16 protein-coding genes are annotated in these 16,243 nt (G+C 62.9%); 12 read left to right on the top strand and 4 right to left on the bottom strand.

Annotation, left to right across the window (positions count from 1 at the left end; all coding sequences use genetic code 11):
- The first annotated feature begins 252 nt into the window (after nt 1–252).
- The 3 genes from AB4Z38_RS06850 to trhO all read left to right on the top strand — a co-directional run bounded on the left by AB4Z38_RS06850 (nt 253) and on the right by trhO (nt 2,828).
- Nucleotides 253–522, top strand: coding sequence for a hypothetical protein (locus AB4Z38_RS06850; RefSeq protein WP_441429018.1), 270 nt, complete (start codon nt 253–255; stop codon nt 520–522).
- A gap of 49 nt (nt 523–571) precedes the next feature.
- A complete protein-coding gene (locus AB4Z38_RS06845; RefSeq protein WP_441429017.1) occupies nt 572–1,774 on the top strand; it encodes a tyrosine-type recombinase/integrase in 1,203 nt (400 codons plus the stop codon).
- Nucleotides 1,775–1,922: 148 nt separating this feature from the next.
- On the top strand, nt 1,923–2,828 hold the full coding sequence (trhO, locus tag AB4Z38_RS06840) for an oxygen-dependent tRNA uridine(34) hydroxylase TrhO (RefSeq protein ID WP_441429016.1): 906 nt from the start codon (nt 1,923–1,925) through the stop codon (nt 2,826–2,828).
- Between the two features lie 9 nt (nt 2,829–2,837).
- On the opposite strand, the gene AB4Z38_RS06835 is transcribed toward trhO, so the two are convergent.
- Nucleotides 2,838–3,374, bottom strand: a complete 537-nt coding sequence (locus tag AB4Z38_RS06835) for a hypothetical protein (protein ID WP_441429015.1) — start codon at nt 3,372–3,374, stop codon at nt 2,838–2,840.
- Between the two features lie 43 nt (nt 3,375–3,417).
- Nucleotides 3,418–3,855: a hypothetical protein gene (locus tag AB4Z38_RS06830; RefSeq protein WP_441429014.1), complete on the bottom strand. Its 438-nt coding sequence runs from the start codon at nt 3,853–3,855 to the stop codon at nt 3,418–3,420.
- A gap of 86 nt (nt 3,856–3,941) precedes the next feature.
- On the opposite strand from AB4Z38_RS06830, the gene AB4Z38_RS06825 reads away from it, so the two are divergent.
- From AB4Z38_RS06825 to proC, 9 genes are all read left to right on the top strand, one after another.
- On the top strand, nt 3,942–5,615 hold the full coding sequence (locus AB4Z38_RS06825; protein ID WP_441429013.1) for a DUF7059 domain-containing protein: 1,674 nt from the start codon (nt 3,942–3,944) through the stop codon (nt 5,613–5,615).
- A gap of 36 nt (nt 5,616–5,651) precedes the next feature.
- Nucleotides 5,652–6,293 carry an ArsR/SmtB family transcription factor gene (locus AB4Z38_RS06820; RefSeq protein ID WP_441429012.1) on the top strand — a complete coding sequence of 214 codons (642 nt, stop codon included), beginning with the start codon at nt 5,652–5,654 and terminating at the stop codon, nt 6,291–6,293.
- A 197-nt stretch (nt 6,294–6,490) separates the two neighbouring features.
- Nucleotides 6,491–9,217 (top strand): type I DNA topoisomerase, encoded by a 2,727-nt coding sequence (gene topA, locus AB4Z38_RS06815; protein ID WP_441429011.1) that lies wholly within the window; start codon nt 6,491–6,493, stop codon nt 9,215–9,217.
- 116 nt (nt 9,218–9,333) lie between these two features.
- A complete protein-coding gene (locus AB4Z38_RS06810) occupies nt 9,334–9,828 on the top strand; it encodes an SseB family protein (protein WP_441429010.1) in 495 nt (164 codons plus the stop codon).
- Nucleotides 9,829–9,899: 71 nt separating this feature from the next.
- A complete protein-coding gene (locus AB4Z38_RS06805; protein WP_441413202.1) occupies nt 9,900–10,964 on the top strand; it encodes a Ppx/GppA phosphatase family protein in 1,065 nt (354 codons plus the stop codon).
- A gap of 1 nt (nt 10,965) precedes the next feature.
- Nucleotides 10,966–11,802 (top strand): sugar phosphate isomerase/epimerase family protein, encoded by an 837-nt coding sequence (locus AB4Z38_RS06800; RefSeq protein ID WP_059389509.1) that lies wholly within the window; start codon nt 10,966–10,968, stop codon nt 11,800–11,802.
- A gap of 353 nt (nt 11,803–12,155) precedes the next feature.
- Nucleotides 12,156–12,431 (top strand): excisionase family DNA-binding protein, encoded by a 276-nt coding sequence (locus AB4Z38_RS06795; protein WP_441429009.1) that lies wholly within the window; start codon nt 12,156–12,158, stop codon nt 12,429–12,431.
- Nucleotides 12,391–12,987 (top strand): PIN domain-containing protein, encoded by a 597-nt coding sequence (locus AB4Z38_RS06790; protein ID WP_441429008.1) that lies wholly within the window; start codon nt 12,391–12,393, stop codon nt 12,985–12,987. The genes AB4Z38_RS06795 and AB4Z38_RS06790 overlap by 41 nt, the downstream gene beginning before the upstream one ends.
- A 281-nt stretch (nt 12,988–13,268) precedes the next feature.
- On the top strand, nt 13,269–14,099 hold the full coding sequence (gene proC, locus AB4Z38_RS06785; RefSeq protein ID WP_441429007.1) for a pyrroline-5-carboxylate reductase: 831 nt from the start codon (nt 13,269–13,271) through the stop codon (nt 14,097–14,099).
- Between the two features lie 15 nt (nt 14,100–14,114).
- Here the strand turns inward: proC and AB4Z38_RS06780 are convergent, their stop codons facing one another.
- Nucleotides 14,115–14,753 carry a potassium channel family protein gene (locus AB4Z38_RS06780; RefSeq protein ID WP_171983496.1) on the bottom strand — a complete coding sequence of 213 codons (639 nt, stop codon included), beginning with the start codon at nt 14,751–14,753 and terminating at the stop codon, nt 14,115–14,117.
- Between the two features lie 40 nt (nt 14,754–14,793).
- A complete protein-coding gene (locus AB4Z38_RS06775; RefSeq protein WP_441429006.1) occupies nt 14,794–16,227 on the bottom strand; it encodes a TrkH family potassium uptake protein in 1,434 nt (477 codons plus the stop codon).
- Nucleotides 16,228–16,243 lie beyond the last annotated feature (16 nt).

The raw sequence follows: 16,243 nt of genomic DNA, 5'->3' as shown, positions 1-16,243 counted from the left end.
ATGGTTAACTAGTCCATTACCCCTCTAAAAAGTCAGACCAGGACCGTACTCTTACCATCAATCGCTGCTAATTAAAAGCACGAGTTGATAACAGGGTCTCGTATGGGGGAGTGTTTTGTGGTCAAAGTTGTAAGGGTGCGGCTCGAAGACGGTTACGCGGGTTGCACGGACGGGGAAACGATTTGGCTTGACGATCGGTTGAATGCCGTCCAGATGTTGTGTGCTCTGCTTCACGAGTTGGTGCACATCGAAATGGGTCACACATCCCACCAGCCTGGCGCGGTGGAGATGGCCGTCAGGTACGAGGTAGCTAGGAGGCTCCTGCCCTTGGACCGGATCGCCGGGGTGTGCAAGGACAAGCCCCTCAAGGCGTTGGCCGAAGAGTTAGGGGTTACCCAGCGGGTACTGACGGACAGGGCGGCGACACTCACGGACAAGCAGGCCACTGCTGTGGGGTGCTGGGCTTGCCTGAAGTGCCCGGCCATCGCGGCACGATTCGCCAGCCACGCCCTAGCAGCGTGACAAAGGACTTGCGCTCATGGGATACTTGGGTGTATAAGGGGAGGTTTCAATGCCACGACCACAACTAGGCATCGGTGAATACGGGCACATCAGCGCAACCCGTGAAGGCAAAACATGGATGGCGCTCGCCCGATACCGTGACCTTGACGGGGAAACCCGCCGAGTCAAAGCAACCGGCAAATCCAAATCCGGGGCCGAAGCTGCGCTACGGGAAAAACTAGCCCAACGCTCAAACCGTGGACAAGGTCCGGACATCTCAGCCGAATCAAGAGTCACGGAACTAGCGGAGGCCTACTACACGGCCAAACTGTCCGATGACCTTGCCCCCAACACGTACTACAACATGCGGCGCGCAATCGATAATCACATCATCACGCGCATGGGCAAGCAGCGGATCCGGGAGGTAACCCCGCAACGGATCCAGAACGTTGTCACGGCGGTGACGCAAGAGAACGGACCCGGCACGGCCATGGTCGTAAGGAACACCATCTCCGGAATGTTCAAGCTGGCCGCAAGGTGGGGGGCTGTCGGGAACAACCCCGTGGCATTCACGGAACGCCCGAAACTGGAAGAGAAACCCATCCGGGCACTGACGCTGGATGAGTTGCTGGCGATGCGCAAATACGCTGCCACCGTCTTCCAGCCCTTCACCCCTGAAGAACGGTTGGTGCGGGCTGGTGGTGACCGTTCCAAAATGGGCGGGAAGAACCGCAACCCCGTCACACTGGACGTGATTGACTTCCTTCTCGGCACCGGGGCGCGGGCCGCGGAACCGGCAGGACTGTACTGGGAAGACGTACACCTGGATTCCCCGGTGCCATGGGTGCGGATCCATCAGCAAGTGCAAAGGGTGGTGGGTGAGGGGTTGCAGCGCACAGCCACCAAAGAGCACGACGTAAGGAATCTGCGGTTGCCGGCGTTCCTGGTGGAGATGCTTCGTCGCCGGTTGACTACGGCGCAGGGTCCGTTGGTGTTTCCGTCCGAGCGTGGCGGGTTGCTGGGTCCGCGGCAGGTGTTGATTTCGTGGAAGAAGGCGTTTGCCGGGTCGGAGTGGGATTGGGTGACGCCCAAGACGCTGCGGAAGACCGTTGCCACGCTGGTGGATGCTGAGCACGGTTCGGTGTTGGCGTCGAAGCAGCTTGGGCACGCATCGGATGGGGTGACGCGGCGGCACTATATTGCGCCGTCCGGGGTTCCTATCGATTCGGGGTCGGTGTTGGAGTTGTTCGAGGTGTTGGAGTTGGAAGCGTGAAACCGTCCCCTGCGGCACTGAAACGGGACGGTTTGGGGAAGCCCCTGTTTCTTGCGGCGAAAGACACTGTAACCGGGGATCCGAAGTTTCAGGGCAGTCCCAGCGTGTTGATGAAAGTTACTGAAAAGATTGGCAGGAAAGTTTCACCATGCTTCGCACGCCTATTCTAAACAGAATTGTGCTCTTCTATGGCTTTACTCCGATCGCGGACCCGGACGCCGTCCGGCTCTGGCAGCGCGCCCTGTGCGAGAAGCTCGGCCTGACCGGGCGCATCCTCATTTCGCGGGACGGCATCAACGCCACCGTTGGCGGGGAACTGAACAACGTCAAGCAGTATGTGAAGACCACCAAGGAATACAAGGGCTTCCACGGTATCGACTTCAAATGGTCCGAAGGCGGCGCTGACGACTTTCCGAGGCTCAGCGTCAAGGTTCGCGATGAGATCGTGTCCTTCGGCGCCCCCGGCGAACTGAAGGTGGATGAGAACGGCGTCGTCGGCGGCGGCACGCACCTTCAGCCTGAAGAGCTCCACGCATTCCTGGAGGAAAAGAAGGCGGGCGGGCAGGATGTGAAGTTCTTCGACGGACGCAACGCCTTCGAAGCCCAGATCGGCAAGTTCAAGGACGCAATCGTTCCCGACGTCGCCACGACCCACGACTTCATCAAGGAACTCGACTCGGGAAAATACGACGACCTTAAGGACCAGCCCGTCGTCACGTACTGCACCGGCGGAATCCGTTGCGAAGTCCTTTCCAGCCTCATGGTGAACCGCGGTTTCAAGGAGGTTTACCAACTCGACGGCGGAATTGTCCGCTACGGCGAAACCTACAAGGACCAGGGCCTGTGGGAAGGCTCCTTGTACGTTTTCGACAAGCGGATGCACATGGAATTCAGTGAGGACGCCAAGACCATTGGCCAATGCGTCCGCTGCCAGGCGCCCACCAACAAGTTTGAAAATTGCTCCAATCTGAGCTGCCGCAACCTCACCCTGTATTGCGCCGAATGTGCCTCGAGCCCGGAAACGTTGCGTTGCCCGGAAGGCTGCGCTGCCTAGCTCCGGTCATTAGATCCGGCTCACCCGGTACGCGAAGTTCGCCGGTGCATTGCCGGTGATCGTGATACCCAGGACGGCGTCCGTCTCCAGCTGCAGGACCTTGACCCGTGTGGTGCCGCACCGCAGCATCACCTCGATGAGGACTTCGCTCCCGTTTCGCACCGTGAATTCAGCGCTCCGGGCACCACGGCAAGCCAGCGTCACCGCGTACGTTCCCCCCGGAAGCTGGGTAGTCTCTTCGTCGCGGGATTCGCCGGCGGACAACAGGCCGAAGCTGCCATAGAAGGACAGCCCGTTCACGTCCGGAAGCACGTCCTGCGCCCAAGCCTTCAGCGCATCGCCCGTGACGGTTTGTCCCAGCGCCGGGTCACGGGTCAGTACCGGATCCGTGATGACCGGCGACGGCGGACTGCTCACCGGCGCACGGCCGTCGTCGTAGGTGTATTCGCACGAAGCCATGGCGCCGCACGCGAGCACACTGCAAAGCACGACGGCGGGAATCGCCGACCGCGTCGTCGGTACCTTCAGGGCGCGCACCCACCCCATAATCCGACTCTACGCCGCGCTGTAGCCCCGAACGAGGGTGCGGTTACGAAGCCGGTACCAGTTGGTACGCGTAGATCACCGGCGCATCGACGCTGCTTGCGCTGATGCTCAGCGGACCGGTCGAGGGAATCTTGATACGGGACGTTTCTCGGCTGCCATTGCATGCGGCCCCGGCCTCGGTGATCTGCGTACCGCCCGAGGAAACGTCGAAGAATGCCTTCCCGCCGCCGTCGCAGGCAACAGTCAAGACGTAGCTTCCCGCAGCGACGCTGGCAAAGCTCTTGAGCACGGGGTCGCGGTTCGGGATCTTCCCGGAGTCCTCCAGGACAACCCCGGCTGCCGAGGGCATGGTGGTCGCCTTCCACGCGGGGACGTCGGCGTTGGAGACCGATCCCCCGGAGGAGCACGCCGTCATCGCCAGGGTGGCTGCGCCAATGACCAAAGGTGCAGCGCGACGCCAAGTGGAGGGGTGAAATGCCATGATTCAACGCTACCTGCTCGAACGCCTCCCCGCCGACGCAGCCGCCGACGCAGGCGCCAGCCACCACCCCCCAATAGACTTGCACGGTGACTGATCCCGCAACGCCCGCCATCTTTGGTACCACCCCAACCGCCCTCGACGCTCCCCGCAGCGACCTTCCCGAACTGCTCACAGGGCTTGCCGACGACCTGCGGAACGTTGGCTACACCGTGGACGGAGTGGCTGGACTTCTGGGGGAGTCCGCGCACGCGGCCCTCGCCCGGGATCAGCTCATCCCTGCGCTCATCGTCACCGAACCGGCTGCCTTCACCGGAGACCCGGCGACGGACCGCGCGAAAGCCGCGCTCGCCGTCGTCGTGCGTTTGTGGCTTCTCGCTGTCCCGCAGACCGAAGACGACGTTGACACCGCCCTGCCGCACGTCCGCACCTCGGGCCTGATGGAGCTTGGCTTGGTGGAGAAGAACGACGGCGGTGCTGTCGCCGCCAAAGTGGATTTGCGGCCGTACGGCTGGGAAGGCGACTCCGGAGCAGACAGCAGTGGCAGCGGCGGCGTCGAACTGTGGGTTTCCAGCGATCTCGCCGCCCACCAGCAGCCCGGCGTGCTCCGGCATGACCATGTGCTGGGCATCGGGCAAGCTTCCACCACACTTGTCCAGACCACCATCCGCCGGCATTCGAAACGCGCCCTTGACCTCGGGACGGGCTGTGGAATCCAGACTTTCCACCTCCTGCACCACAGCGAGCACGTCACGGCCACCGACATCTCCGAACGGGCCCTTGCGTTCACCCGCTTCAACCTGATGCTCAATGCGGAGGCCCTGCACCTTGACCCGGCCGATCTCGAGTCCAGGGTGAGCTTGCGGCTGGGCTCGCTCCTGGAACCCGTGGCCGGTGAGGCTTTCGATCTGGTGGTGTCCAATCCGCCTTTCGTGATTACCCCGCGAAGCGCCGGTGAGCACTCTTCGGATCAATTCACCTACCGCGACGGAGGGCTGCCCGGCGACGACATTGTTGCCAACCTCGTCCGCACGCTGCCCGACGTCCTCGCACCCGGCGGCACGGCGCAAATGCTCGGCAACTGGGAGATCCCCGCGGGCAGCGGATGGAGCGAACGGCCCGCGTCGTGGCTCGCAGGTTCCGGCACGGAGGCGTGGTTCATCCAGCGGGAACAAGTGAGCCCGGAGCTGTACGCGGAGACCTGGCTGCAGGACGCATCCGAAGGCCGCGACCGTGAGCTCTACCGTGATGCCTACGCCGCCTACCTGGAGGATTTCGCGTCCCGCAATGTAGAGGCCATTGGCTTCGGAATGATCTGGCTGCGCCGGCCGCAGGACGCGCGTCCAGGAGCTGCGCCAGTCCGTTTCGAGGAAATAACGTACCCCATCGAGCAGCCGATCGGCCCGCACCTTGCCGCCGCCGTCGAACGCGCCGACTGGCTGGATGCCCACGAGCTTGCCGACGCCCACCTGGTGGTGGCCGAGGACGTGACTGAGGAACGCCACCAGCGGCCCGGCGCCGAACACCCTGGCGTCATCTTGTTGCGCCAGGGCGCGGGGCTGCGGCGGACGAACCTCTTGAGCACCGAGCTGGCCGGCTTCGTGTCGGCATGTGACGGCGAGCTGTCCGTCCACCAGCTGATCGGCGCCTTGGCCGCCTTGTTGGGTGGAGGGGACGACTTCGACGACGACGCTTTCCGCGCCGGGTTGCTCTCCGACGTGGGGAACCTGGTCCGCGATGGCTTCCTGCTTCCCGCGGCATAGGACAATTGCGGCGGCACTGGCGGATAAACTGTTCCGGTGAATGAAAACAACGGGGTATCCACCGGGCTGGCATCCCCGAAGCGCCGGAAACGGCCCGGGAAGACGGTGGAGATCACCGACCCCAAAGCGATCCGTGCGCTTGCGCATGCCGCCCGGCTCGAGGTCATCTCGGAGCTGTATTCCACACAGCTGAGCCGCACGGCCACGGAGCTCGCCGCGCAGACCGGGCTCACGCCGAGCGCCATGAGCTACCACCTGAGGGCCCTCCAGAAATGGGGGATTGTGACTGCTGCGGACAACGAGGGCGATGCGCGCGAACGCCGTTGGAAGGCCGCGGGTTCCGACTTCACCATCAAATCCGGCGGCAACGCTCCAAGCCCGGAGATCGCCGTCGTCGAACTCGAGCTGGACGCCTTCCGGCGTCGGGCGACCGCCTTCACCCGGGCCCGTGGTGAGCGGCGCCAGCGCGGCGAGGCCGCGAACGAGGCAGCCGCCATGGTGTTGTCCAGCGATCTGCTGTACTTGACTCCGGATCAGCGGACGGATCTCAAGGCCAAATTCCAGGACCTCATCAGGTCATATGAACTCGAAGATCCCACGCGGATTCCCGAAGGAGCGGTGCGAATCGCTACGATGTGGTCAATGATTCCGGACGACCGGACGCCGTCTTCAAGCTAGTCCCCACCGGCTCCCAACCTTCGCAAGCTCAGGTCGGGGCCCTCGCCGGCGTGGGCCCACCCACCGCCACCCTAGCCTCGCAAATCCCCACAGGCTCACAGCACTTGTGCACATGTAAACGCACGATTCTGCAAAATATGGTGAACTAGGCCAATATGGGCACGAGCCCAAGCAATTCATTTTTCTGTAGGAGAACCGTGCCCAGCAAGGCAAAAACCGGCAAGAAACTCGTGATCGTGGAGTCTCCGGCCAAGAGCAAGACCATCGCCAAGTACCTGGGCGAAGGCTTCATTGTCGAGGCCTCGATCGGTCACATCCGCGACCTTCCACAGCCCTCGGACCTCCCTGCAGAACTGAAGAAGACCTCGGTAGGCAAGTTCGCCGTCGACATCGAGAACGACTTCAAACCGTATTACGTGGTGTCCCCGGACAAGAAGAAAAAGGTTGCCGAGCTCAAGGCCCAGCTGAAAGACGCTGACGCGCTCTATCTCGCAACCGATGGGGACCGCGAGGGCGAGGCCATCGCGTGGCACCTCCTGGAGGTCCTGAAACCCAAGGTTCCCGTCTACCGCATGACCTTCGGTGAAATCACCAAGGAAGCCATCCACCGCGCCATGGACAACCTGCGCGACGTCGACAGCGCCCTCGTCGACGCCCAGGAAACGCGCCGCATCCTGGACCGCTTGTATGGTTACGAAATTTCCCCCGTGCTGTGGCGCAAGGTTGCCCGTGGCCTGTCCGCCGGCCGTGTGCAGTCGGTCGTGACCCGCATGGTGGTCGACCGCGAACGCGAACGCATGGCGTTCAAGTCCGCTTCGTACTGGGACCTGACCGGCCAGTTCGGCACCGGCTCCGTGACTTTCAAAGCAAAGCTCGCTGCCGTCGACGGCGCGAAGGTAGCCAGCGGCCGTGACTTCAACGACGACGGCGTCCTCACCTCCGCGAACGCGGTGCACCTCAACGAGGAACTCGCGACGTCGTTGGCCGCCGGGCTGGAGAACGCGGACTTCCGGGTCCGCTCGGTCGACACCAAGCCTTACACGCGCCGTCCCGCCGCGCCGTTCACGACGTCGACCCTTCAGCAGGAGGCCGGCCGTAAGCTGCGTTTCACCTCCAAGAGCACCATGCAGATCGCCCAGCGCCTGTATGAAAACGGCTACATCACCTATATGCGTACTGACTCGTCCGCATTGAGCGACGAAGCCCTCACGGCCGCCCGCCGCCAGGCTGCTGAGCTGTACGGTCCCGAATACGTGCCGCAGTCTCCCCGTGTCTACGCCAACAAGGCCGCCAACGCGCAGGAAGCCCACGAAGCCATCCGCCCCGCGGGTGACTCCTTCCGTACCCCGGCCCAGGTGGCCAGCCAGCTGACCGGCGACGCTTTCCGCCTCTACGAACTCATTTGGAAGCGCACCATTGCCTCCCAGATGGGCGACGCCAAGGGCTCCACCGCCACCATCCGCCTCGGTGCGGTGGCTAACGATGGGCGCGACGCCGAATTCTCGGCCTCCGGAACGGTCATCACCTTCCCGGGCTTCCTCGCGGCCTACGAAGAAGGCAAGGACGAGAGCCGCGGCGACGACGACTCCGACGAAGCCCGACGCCTGCCCAACGTGGCCAAGGACGATTCCCTTACAGCCTCGGACATCGTTGCCGTAGGTCACGAGACCTCGCCACCGCCGCGGTACACGGAAGCATCGCTGACGGCGGAGCTGGAAAAGCGCGGCATTGGCCGTCCGTCCACCTACGCGTCCACGATCTCGACCATTCAGGACCGCGGCTACGTCCGGAAACAGGGGTCTGCGCTGGTTCCCAGCTGGATCGCTTTCTCGGTAATCCGCCTGCTGGAGCAGCACTTCACCGACTACGTTGACTATGAATTCACGGCCGACATGGAAGGCGACCTGGACAAGATCGCCAACGGTCAGGCTGTCGGTGCCGCCTGGCTCAAGCACTTCTATTACGGTGAAGACGCCGATCCCGGCCTGCTGAGCATCGTCAACAACCTCGGTGAAATCGATGCACGCGAAATCAACTCGGTGCCGATTGCCGAGGGGATCACCCTGCGCGTCGGCAAGTTCGGACCGTACCTCGAGAGCTCGATCCCCACCGTCGACCCCAAGACCGGCGAGGTCGTTGAGTCGGCGCGTGCCAACGTCCCCGAGGACCTTGCGCCGGACGAGCTCACTGCAGCCAAGGCTCAGGAGCTGATGGAAACGGCTGCCCCCGAGGAGCGCGTCCTGGGCGCGGACCCGCACACGGGCCATACCGTGGTTGCCAAGAACGGCCGCTACGGCGCCTATGTCACCGAGATCATCCCGGAGATGACGGAAGAGCAACTGGCAAACCAGCCGGTGGAATACTACAAGAACGGCAAACCCAAGCCGCCGAAGAAGCCGGTCAAGGCCAAGCCGCGTACGGGCTCGCTCTTCAAGTCAATGTCCGTTGACTCGGTCACGCTCGACGAAGCCATTCAGCTCATGAGCCTGCCCCGCGTTCTCGGCGCGGACGCCGAAGGCAACCCCATCACGGTGCAGAACGGCCGCTTTGGGCCTTACTTGAAGAAGGGCACGGACTCGCGGTCCATCGGATCCGAGGAAGAGATCTTCACGATCACCCTGGAACAGGCACTGGAGATCTACTCCCAGCCGAAGCAGCGCGGTGCCCGTGCTGCCGTGCCGCCCCTGGCTGAGTTCGGTCCGGACCCTGTTTCGGAGAAGAACATCGTGGTGAAGGAAGGCCGTTTCGGTCCGTACATCACCGACGGCGTCACCAACATCACGGTTCCGCGCGCCACCTCCTTGGAGGAGCTGACCCGGGAGCAGGCAATCGAGTTGCTTGCCGAGAAGCGCGCCAAGGCCCCCGTCAAGCGGACCGCCTCGGCCCGCAAGGCGCCTGCGAAAAGGGCTGCTGCGAAGAAGTAGTTCTGGGGACGCACAGACGCGGGAAATATCGGTGTCCTCGGTGCAGGCCGCGGCGGTTTCGACGGCGAGCGGGCCGGGAATTGCTTCGAGCCGGGGAACCGTGATCGAGTGGAACCATGACTGATCAGCCTGCAGCCCCGGAATCCTTGCCATTGAACGACCTCGAATCCAAGCTCGCAAAGGCCGGGCAACCCGACGCGAACCCGGTTGACGTCATCCTGGCCTTCCTGAACAACGAGGTTTACATCCTGAGCACCGACTCCTTGGATAAGCCTGACGCCGCCGTGGAGCCACTTGTCCTGGCCAACTCGGAGGGCCAGCCTGTCCTCGCCGTGTTCAGCCACCCGAGCCGGGTGGAATCACACTTCCTCGAGGCCGCGCCCAACGTCCTGGGCACCCACGGTTCTGCGATTCTGGACAGCATCGGCGACGAGCTGGGCCTGGTGATCAACCCTGGCAGCGAGCACGGCTTCGAGATGGGCCCGGAAGGCATCGCCAGCGTTCGCCGCGACTTCACCCGCGCCGATGAAGCCGACCCGGCCGCCGACGAAGCGGCCGACCCGGCCGCCGATGCGGCAGTAGAAGCAGGCACCGACGGACCCCGAGGCTAATTGACTAGCTGCCGGCACGAATCGGCGGTCGAACTTGCTTCACACGCTTCGAATCGGGGAATAATGGCAGAATGCGTCTTGGCGTCCTAGACATCGGTTCCAACACCGTCCATTTGCTTTTGGTGGACGCGCATCCAGGCGCACGCCCGGTCGCGTTTGCCTCCCACAAACGACCACTTTCGCTGGTTCAGTTCCTGGACGCCGAGGGTAACATCAACGACGCCGGACAACACGAGTTGATTGAGTTCGTCCTCGAAGCCTGGGAGTTCGCGGCCCGCCACAAGGCCGAGGACCTCCTGGCTTTTTGTACTTCAGCCATCCGCGAGGCGACGAACGGCGTCGAGGTCCTTGCCCGGGTGAAGCACGAGACCACCGTGACCTTGCAGGAACTGACCGGCAGCGAAGAAGCCTCCATGACGTTCTTCGCGGTTCGACGCTGGTACGGCTGGGGGGCCGGGCCGATCCTGGACCTGGACATCGGCGGCGGCTCTTTCGAAATGGCGTTTGGCCAGGACGAACTGCCCGAGCTCGCAGTGTCAGTACCGCTTGGCGCCAGCCGTTTGACTAGGGACTGGCTCCACAATGACCCGCCCACGGCCAAGAGCGTCAAAGAGCTCCGCAAGTACATCCGCCACACACTCAAGCCCGTCGTGCGTGAGTTCAAGCAATTGGGCCGGGCCAACCTGGTGGCCGGAACCTCCAAGACTTTCCGTTCGCTTGCACGCATCGCAGGCGCGGCCCCGAGCGGCGCCGGTCCGTACGTCAAGCGCGAACTCCACGCCACGGACTTGGGACTCTGGGCGCAGCGGATTTCCGCCATGACCGTCGAGGATCGGCTGTACCTCCCGGGCGTCTCGGATGCACGGGCGGCGCAGATCCTTGCGGGTGCCCTCGTGGCCGAGGCCGCATTGGAAATGTTCGAGTTTCCCAGCATGGAGATCTGCCCTTGGGCCTTGCGCGAGGGATTGATCCTGCGCCGGCTCGACCAGCTGATCTTCGACGGCCCGCTGGCCCCGGCTCCGCATGTCGGGCTTGGGGGTGCGGTACCGGTACCACGCCTGGGCGCCAACACCGGAACGGCCGCGCCCGCGGCAGTATCTACACCAATCCCCATCGCCGGGAGGCAGGCCAACTAACATGAGCACCGACGTCGAGCACTCCGAAGAAGACACGCCGAGGATCCCGGTGGCGCTATCCAGCGCTTCTGTCTATCCGCTCAGCGTCCATGACGCCTTTGCCGTGGCCCAGGACCTGGGTTACGACGGTGTCGAGGTGATGGTGACCAACAATGCCACCAGCCAGAACCCGGATGCCCTCATCCAGCTCAGCCATCGCTACGACCAGCAGATCGTCTCCATCCACGCGCCCACCCTGCTGCTGACCCAGCAGGTTTGGGGTCCGGCGTGGAACAAGATCGAGATGTCCTGCCAGATGGCGCGCGAGGTCGGCTGCAACACTGTCGTGGTCCATCCGCCGTTCCGTTGGCAGTCGAACTACGCGGAGAACTTCGCCGCCGGCGTGCGCGAGATTGCGGCGATGTACCAAGTGCACATCGCGGTAGAGAACATGTACCCGTGGCGTGTGCGCGGGCGGGAGGCGCTCGCTTACCTGCCGCACTGGGATCCGATGGGCCAGGATTACGACGACGTCACCTGGGACTTCTCGCACGCGGCCACCGCGGGGGCCAACAGCCTTGAGGCGATACGGGCGCTCGGGAGCAAGCTGCGTCACGTCCACCTGACGGACGGTTCGGGCTCGGGTAAGGACGAACACTTGATCCCCGGTTACGGGACCCAACAGTGCGCCGAGGCGCTGCAGTATCTCGCGTCCAACGGGTTCGAGGGCACCGTGGTTGCCGAGATCTCCACGCGCAAGGCCAAAGCTGCCGGTGAACGCGAGGAGTGGCTCGCCGAAACGCTGCGCTTTGCGCGCCAGCACTTGGGGGCGCCGCTCGTGGGAGCCTTCGAGATCTAGGTTGGAGAGCCAGGGCCCGACGACGTCGGGCGGCTGAGTCGCGCGGTCGTCTAATTCAGCCAGTCCCCTCTGCTTCGATTGCTTCTTTTATTTCGTTTGTTTCGATTGTTTCGTTTGTGGGGTAGCGTAAATACATACACAGATACAGGCGTCGACAAAAGGGGAACGCGACAATGGCGACTCAACTACCATCCCCGGCCTATCCTCACGGAAATGATTCTGAGCTAGCGAGGGAGGCACTGAAGACGCTGCGTCGTGCCGTTGAGGCGCACTCAGATCCGCGGCAGCCGGTGGAAATGAAGGTTACCGACGGGGGCCAGCTAGAGATGCCTCGCGCAGCTGCGGATCTAATGATGAGAATCCTTGGGAAGATGGCGGCCGGGCAAGGGGTCACGGTGGTTCCCATGAATGCCGAACTCACGACGCAGCAAGCAGCCGATCTCTTGAATGTGTCGCGCCCCTATCTGGTGGGGCTCTTGGAGTCGCAAGAAATCAAGTACCGAAAAGTCGGAACGCACCGACGGGTACTCGCCGAATCGCTCTACGATTACAAGCGCCGCACGTCCGTTGCTCAGAAGGACGCCGCCGATGAGCTGTCAGCGCTCGGTCAGGACATGGGGATTATCTAGAGTGGTTTTCACGGTCATTTACGATGCAAATGTCTTGTATCCAAGCATGCTCCGCGATCTCCTCCTACGAGTTGGTCAAGCGGGATTAGTTCGAGCCCGCTGGACAGAAGCCATACTTGACGAAACATTCCGAAATCTGAAGGAGAACCGGCCAGACCTGGATCCGTTGAAGCTCGACCGCACTCGCGAGTTGATGTGCGGCGCGATACCGGATTGCATCGTGGACGATTACCAGCCTCTGGAACAGATCTTCGGAGACCTTCCGGACCCGGGGGACGCGCACGTAATGGCGGCCGCCCTGAAGGTGCAGGCTCAAGTAATCGTCACAAACAACCTCAAGCATTTTCCAGCGGAATCGCTCAGTCCTTGGGGCGTGGCGGCAAAACATCCCGACGATTTCCTCATGGATCAGTTTTACCTGGATTCTGTAGAACTCCACGTTGCCGTGCGCAACATGTCCGAGGCCTACAGGAATCCACCGCTGGATGTTAACGACGTCTTGGACCGGCTCGATTCCGAAGGAATGCCTCAAATTGCGGCAGCTCTTCGCAGATAGGCGATAGTCACTGCCCGTATCTGCCAGCACCCCTTTAAACGAGAAAGCACCGGCGGTCGATACGGGAAAATGGGGGGAAACCCGTTCGACCACCGGTGCTTGTGGCGGACATCCCCATGCCCGCCTCATCACTCGCACCCTCAATGAGGTAACTACTAAGTTACGGAGCGATTTTGGGTGCAGCCTGCAATAACCTTGGGAACTAGCTGGGAATCCTGGGCCCTCCAGGGAACCCCGCATCTGGTTCTGCAGCGGCGGAGCTGAACTGGCATTATGGAGCCATGAGCAACCGAATCGCATTCCTTGGCTGTGGGTCCATGAACGAGGCCATTCTGGGCGGCCTGCTGGCCGCCGGCACGGATCCCTCGGACGTCGTCGCCACCGTACGTCGAGCAGAACGCGCCGCCGAACTGGCTCAGCGCCACCACGTGATGACCATCGCCGGAGCCGAGGAACCAGACAACAACAAGCTGGCCACGAAGGGCGCTTCGGTTGTCATCCTGGGTGTCAAGCCTGTGGGCATTACCGATCTCGCCCGGGAGATCTCGCCGTCGCTGGCCAAGAACACCATTGTGATCAGCGTTGCCGCGGCCGTGTCCATCGCCCAGCTGGAGGCTGCCCTGCCGGCGGGCCAGCCTGTCATTCGCACGATGCCCAACACGCCTGCCAGGCTCGGACGTGGAGTCGTCTCCGTTTCGCCCGGAACCAACTGCACTCCCGAGCAGCTCCAACAGGCCAAGGACATCCTCGCCGCCGCAGGCACCGTCGTGGAAATCCCCGAGGAACAAGTGGATGCCCTGTCCGCCATCAGCGGCTCGGGCCCCGCGTACGCGTTCTACCTTGCCGAAGCCATGGCGGCCGCCGGTGTCGAACTTGGCCTTGATCCTGAGCTCTCCCTCATGATTTCCCGCGAGACCGTGGCAGGCGCGGGTTTCATGCTTGCCGAACCCGGAGCCGACCCCACTGCACTCCGCATCGCAGTGACCAGCCCCAACGGCACCACGGAACGCGCCATCGCGGCATTCAACGACGGCGGCATACCCGCGATCATCGCCGACGGAGCCCGGGCAGCCGCGGCCCGGGCCGCGGAAATCACGCAACAGCTCGCCTAGTTCCTCCCGGGGGAACTACGGCCGCGCCGCGAACCGTTCCAGCAGGTCCACGTGCCCGGACACAATCAGCATGTCGCGGCCGGAAACCTTCGTGTCCGGCCGGGCGTAAGTGAAGTCCTCGCCCGGGGACTTCACGCCGACAATGGTCACGCCGTACTTGGAACGGACCTTGGACTCATCCAGCGTGAAGCCCACGGTTTCCTTGGGCGGGTACATTTTCACGATGGCAAAATCGTCGTCGAACTCGATGAAGTCCAGCATGCGCCCGGACACCAGGTGTGCTGCACGGACGCCCGCGTCGGCCTCGGGGTAGATGACATGGTTGGCGCCGATGCGCGTGAGGATCTTGCCGTGCGAGGCCGTGATCGCTTTCACCCAAAGGTGTTCGATGCCCAGATCCACGAGGTTCACCGTGATGAGCACCGAGGACTCGATTGACGTTCCCACACCCACCACGGCAGAGCTGAATTCCTGCGCGCCGAGTTGACGGAGGGCATCGATGTTGGTGGCGTCCGCCTCGACGACGTGGGTCAGCACGGAAGCCCAATTCTGGACGAGCGTGCGGTCCCGCTCGATGGCCAGGACTTCGCGCCCCTGTTTGACGAGCTGCTCGGCGGTGGCTGCACCGAATCGGCCCAAGCCGATCACCAGCACGGGCGCGTTGTGCGCCGGCCGGTTGGGGGCGCCTGTTGAATTAGCCAATGATCGGCCTCTCTTCCGGATAATGGAATAGCTGCCTGCGCTGGCGGAGGGCCAGGGCGGAGGCAAGGGTTATGGTGCCGATGCGGCCGGCGAACATGAGGGCGGCGAGGACGTAGACCCCCGACGGCGGCAGTTCCGCGCTGAGGTTCGTGCTGAGTCCCACGGTTGCAAAGGCCGAAATGGTTTCGAAGAGTACCCGGTCCAGGCTGGCGCCGCTGATAGCCAAGAGCAAGAATGCGGATGCGCACACCAAGGTGGCGCCGGCGACGATCACCGAGATGGCTACCCGCATGGTGCCTTCGGGGATCGTGCGGCCGTAGACCTTGACGTCGTCGTCGCCCCGGGCCTCAGCGACGATGGCGAGGAACATGACCGCGATGGTGGTCACCTTGATGCCGCCCGCCGTCGACGCCGATCCACCGCCGGCGAACATGAGCGCGTCCGACAACAGCCTGGTGGTTGAATCCATATGGCCCTGGTCGACCAGGTTGAAGCCACCGGAGCGCGTCATGACCGAGGCGAAAATGGAATGCGTGATCTTGTCCCCAAAGCTCATGTTGGCGATGGTGTTGGTGTTGTCCCACTCCATCAAGGCCCAGAGGACCGCACCGGCGACGAGCAGGATCAGGGAAACCTGGATGGTCAGCTTGGTGTGGAGGCTCCACTTCTTCCAATTGAGGCCGTGCCGTCGGAGCACAAGCATCACCGGGAAGCCGAGGCTGCCGAGGAACACGCCAAGCATGAGCGGCACAAGAATCCACAGATCGGTCTCGTACGGCACGATTCCGTCGGAATGGGGTGTGAAACCGGCATTATTGAAGGAAGAAATCGAGTAGAAGACCCCGTGCCAGACGGCCTGCCAGAAATCCTCGCCGAGTGTCAGGAACCGGGGAATCATCGCGACGGCCAGTATGGCCTCGATGGTCACGGACGTCGAGATGACGATCCGCAACAATGTACCCACTTCGCCCAAGCGTCCGGCGTTGTTCATGGCCTCCTGGGCAATGAGCTTGCCCCTCACGCCCAGCCGTTTGCTGACCATGAGTGCCAGGAGGGATGCGAGTGTCAGGGTTCCCAATCCACCCACGAAGATGCCGACGAGAATCACGAGCTGGCCGAAGAAGGTCCAGTGCGTCGCTGTCGACACAACCGTCAAGCCAGTGACGCAAACGCTGGAAACAGCTGTGAACAAGGCCTGGTGGATGGGTGTGACCGCACCGTCGGCCGATGCCGCTGGCAGGGAAAGCAGGCCGGTGAACAAGAGAATCGCGAAGACGTACGCCGTCAGCGCCAATCGCGCCGGTGAGGAGTTGGCGATGTTGTCGATGAAGTCGCGGATACCCGTGAAAATCCACAGGCCTCCCCGCTCCGGCTGGACGGTTTGCCAGCTGGCCGGGTCTCGGGACCTCGACTGGCTCTGAGTCATGGCAGTGCTGTTCGCT

Source organism: Arthrobacter sp. 2RAF6, from assembly GCF_052115205.1.
In the GTDB taxonomy this organism is placed as follows: Bacteria; Actinomycetota; Actinomycetes; order Actinomycetales; family Micrococcaceae; genus Arthrobacter.
Note: the sequence above shows the minus strand (reverse complement) of the source record. Positions and strands in the feature narration are given on the sequence as shown.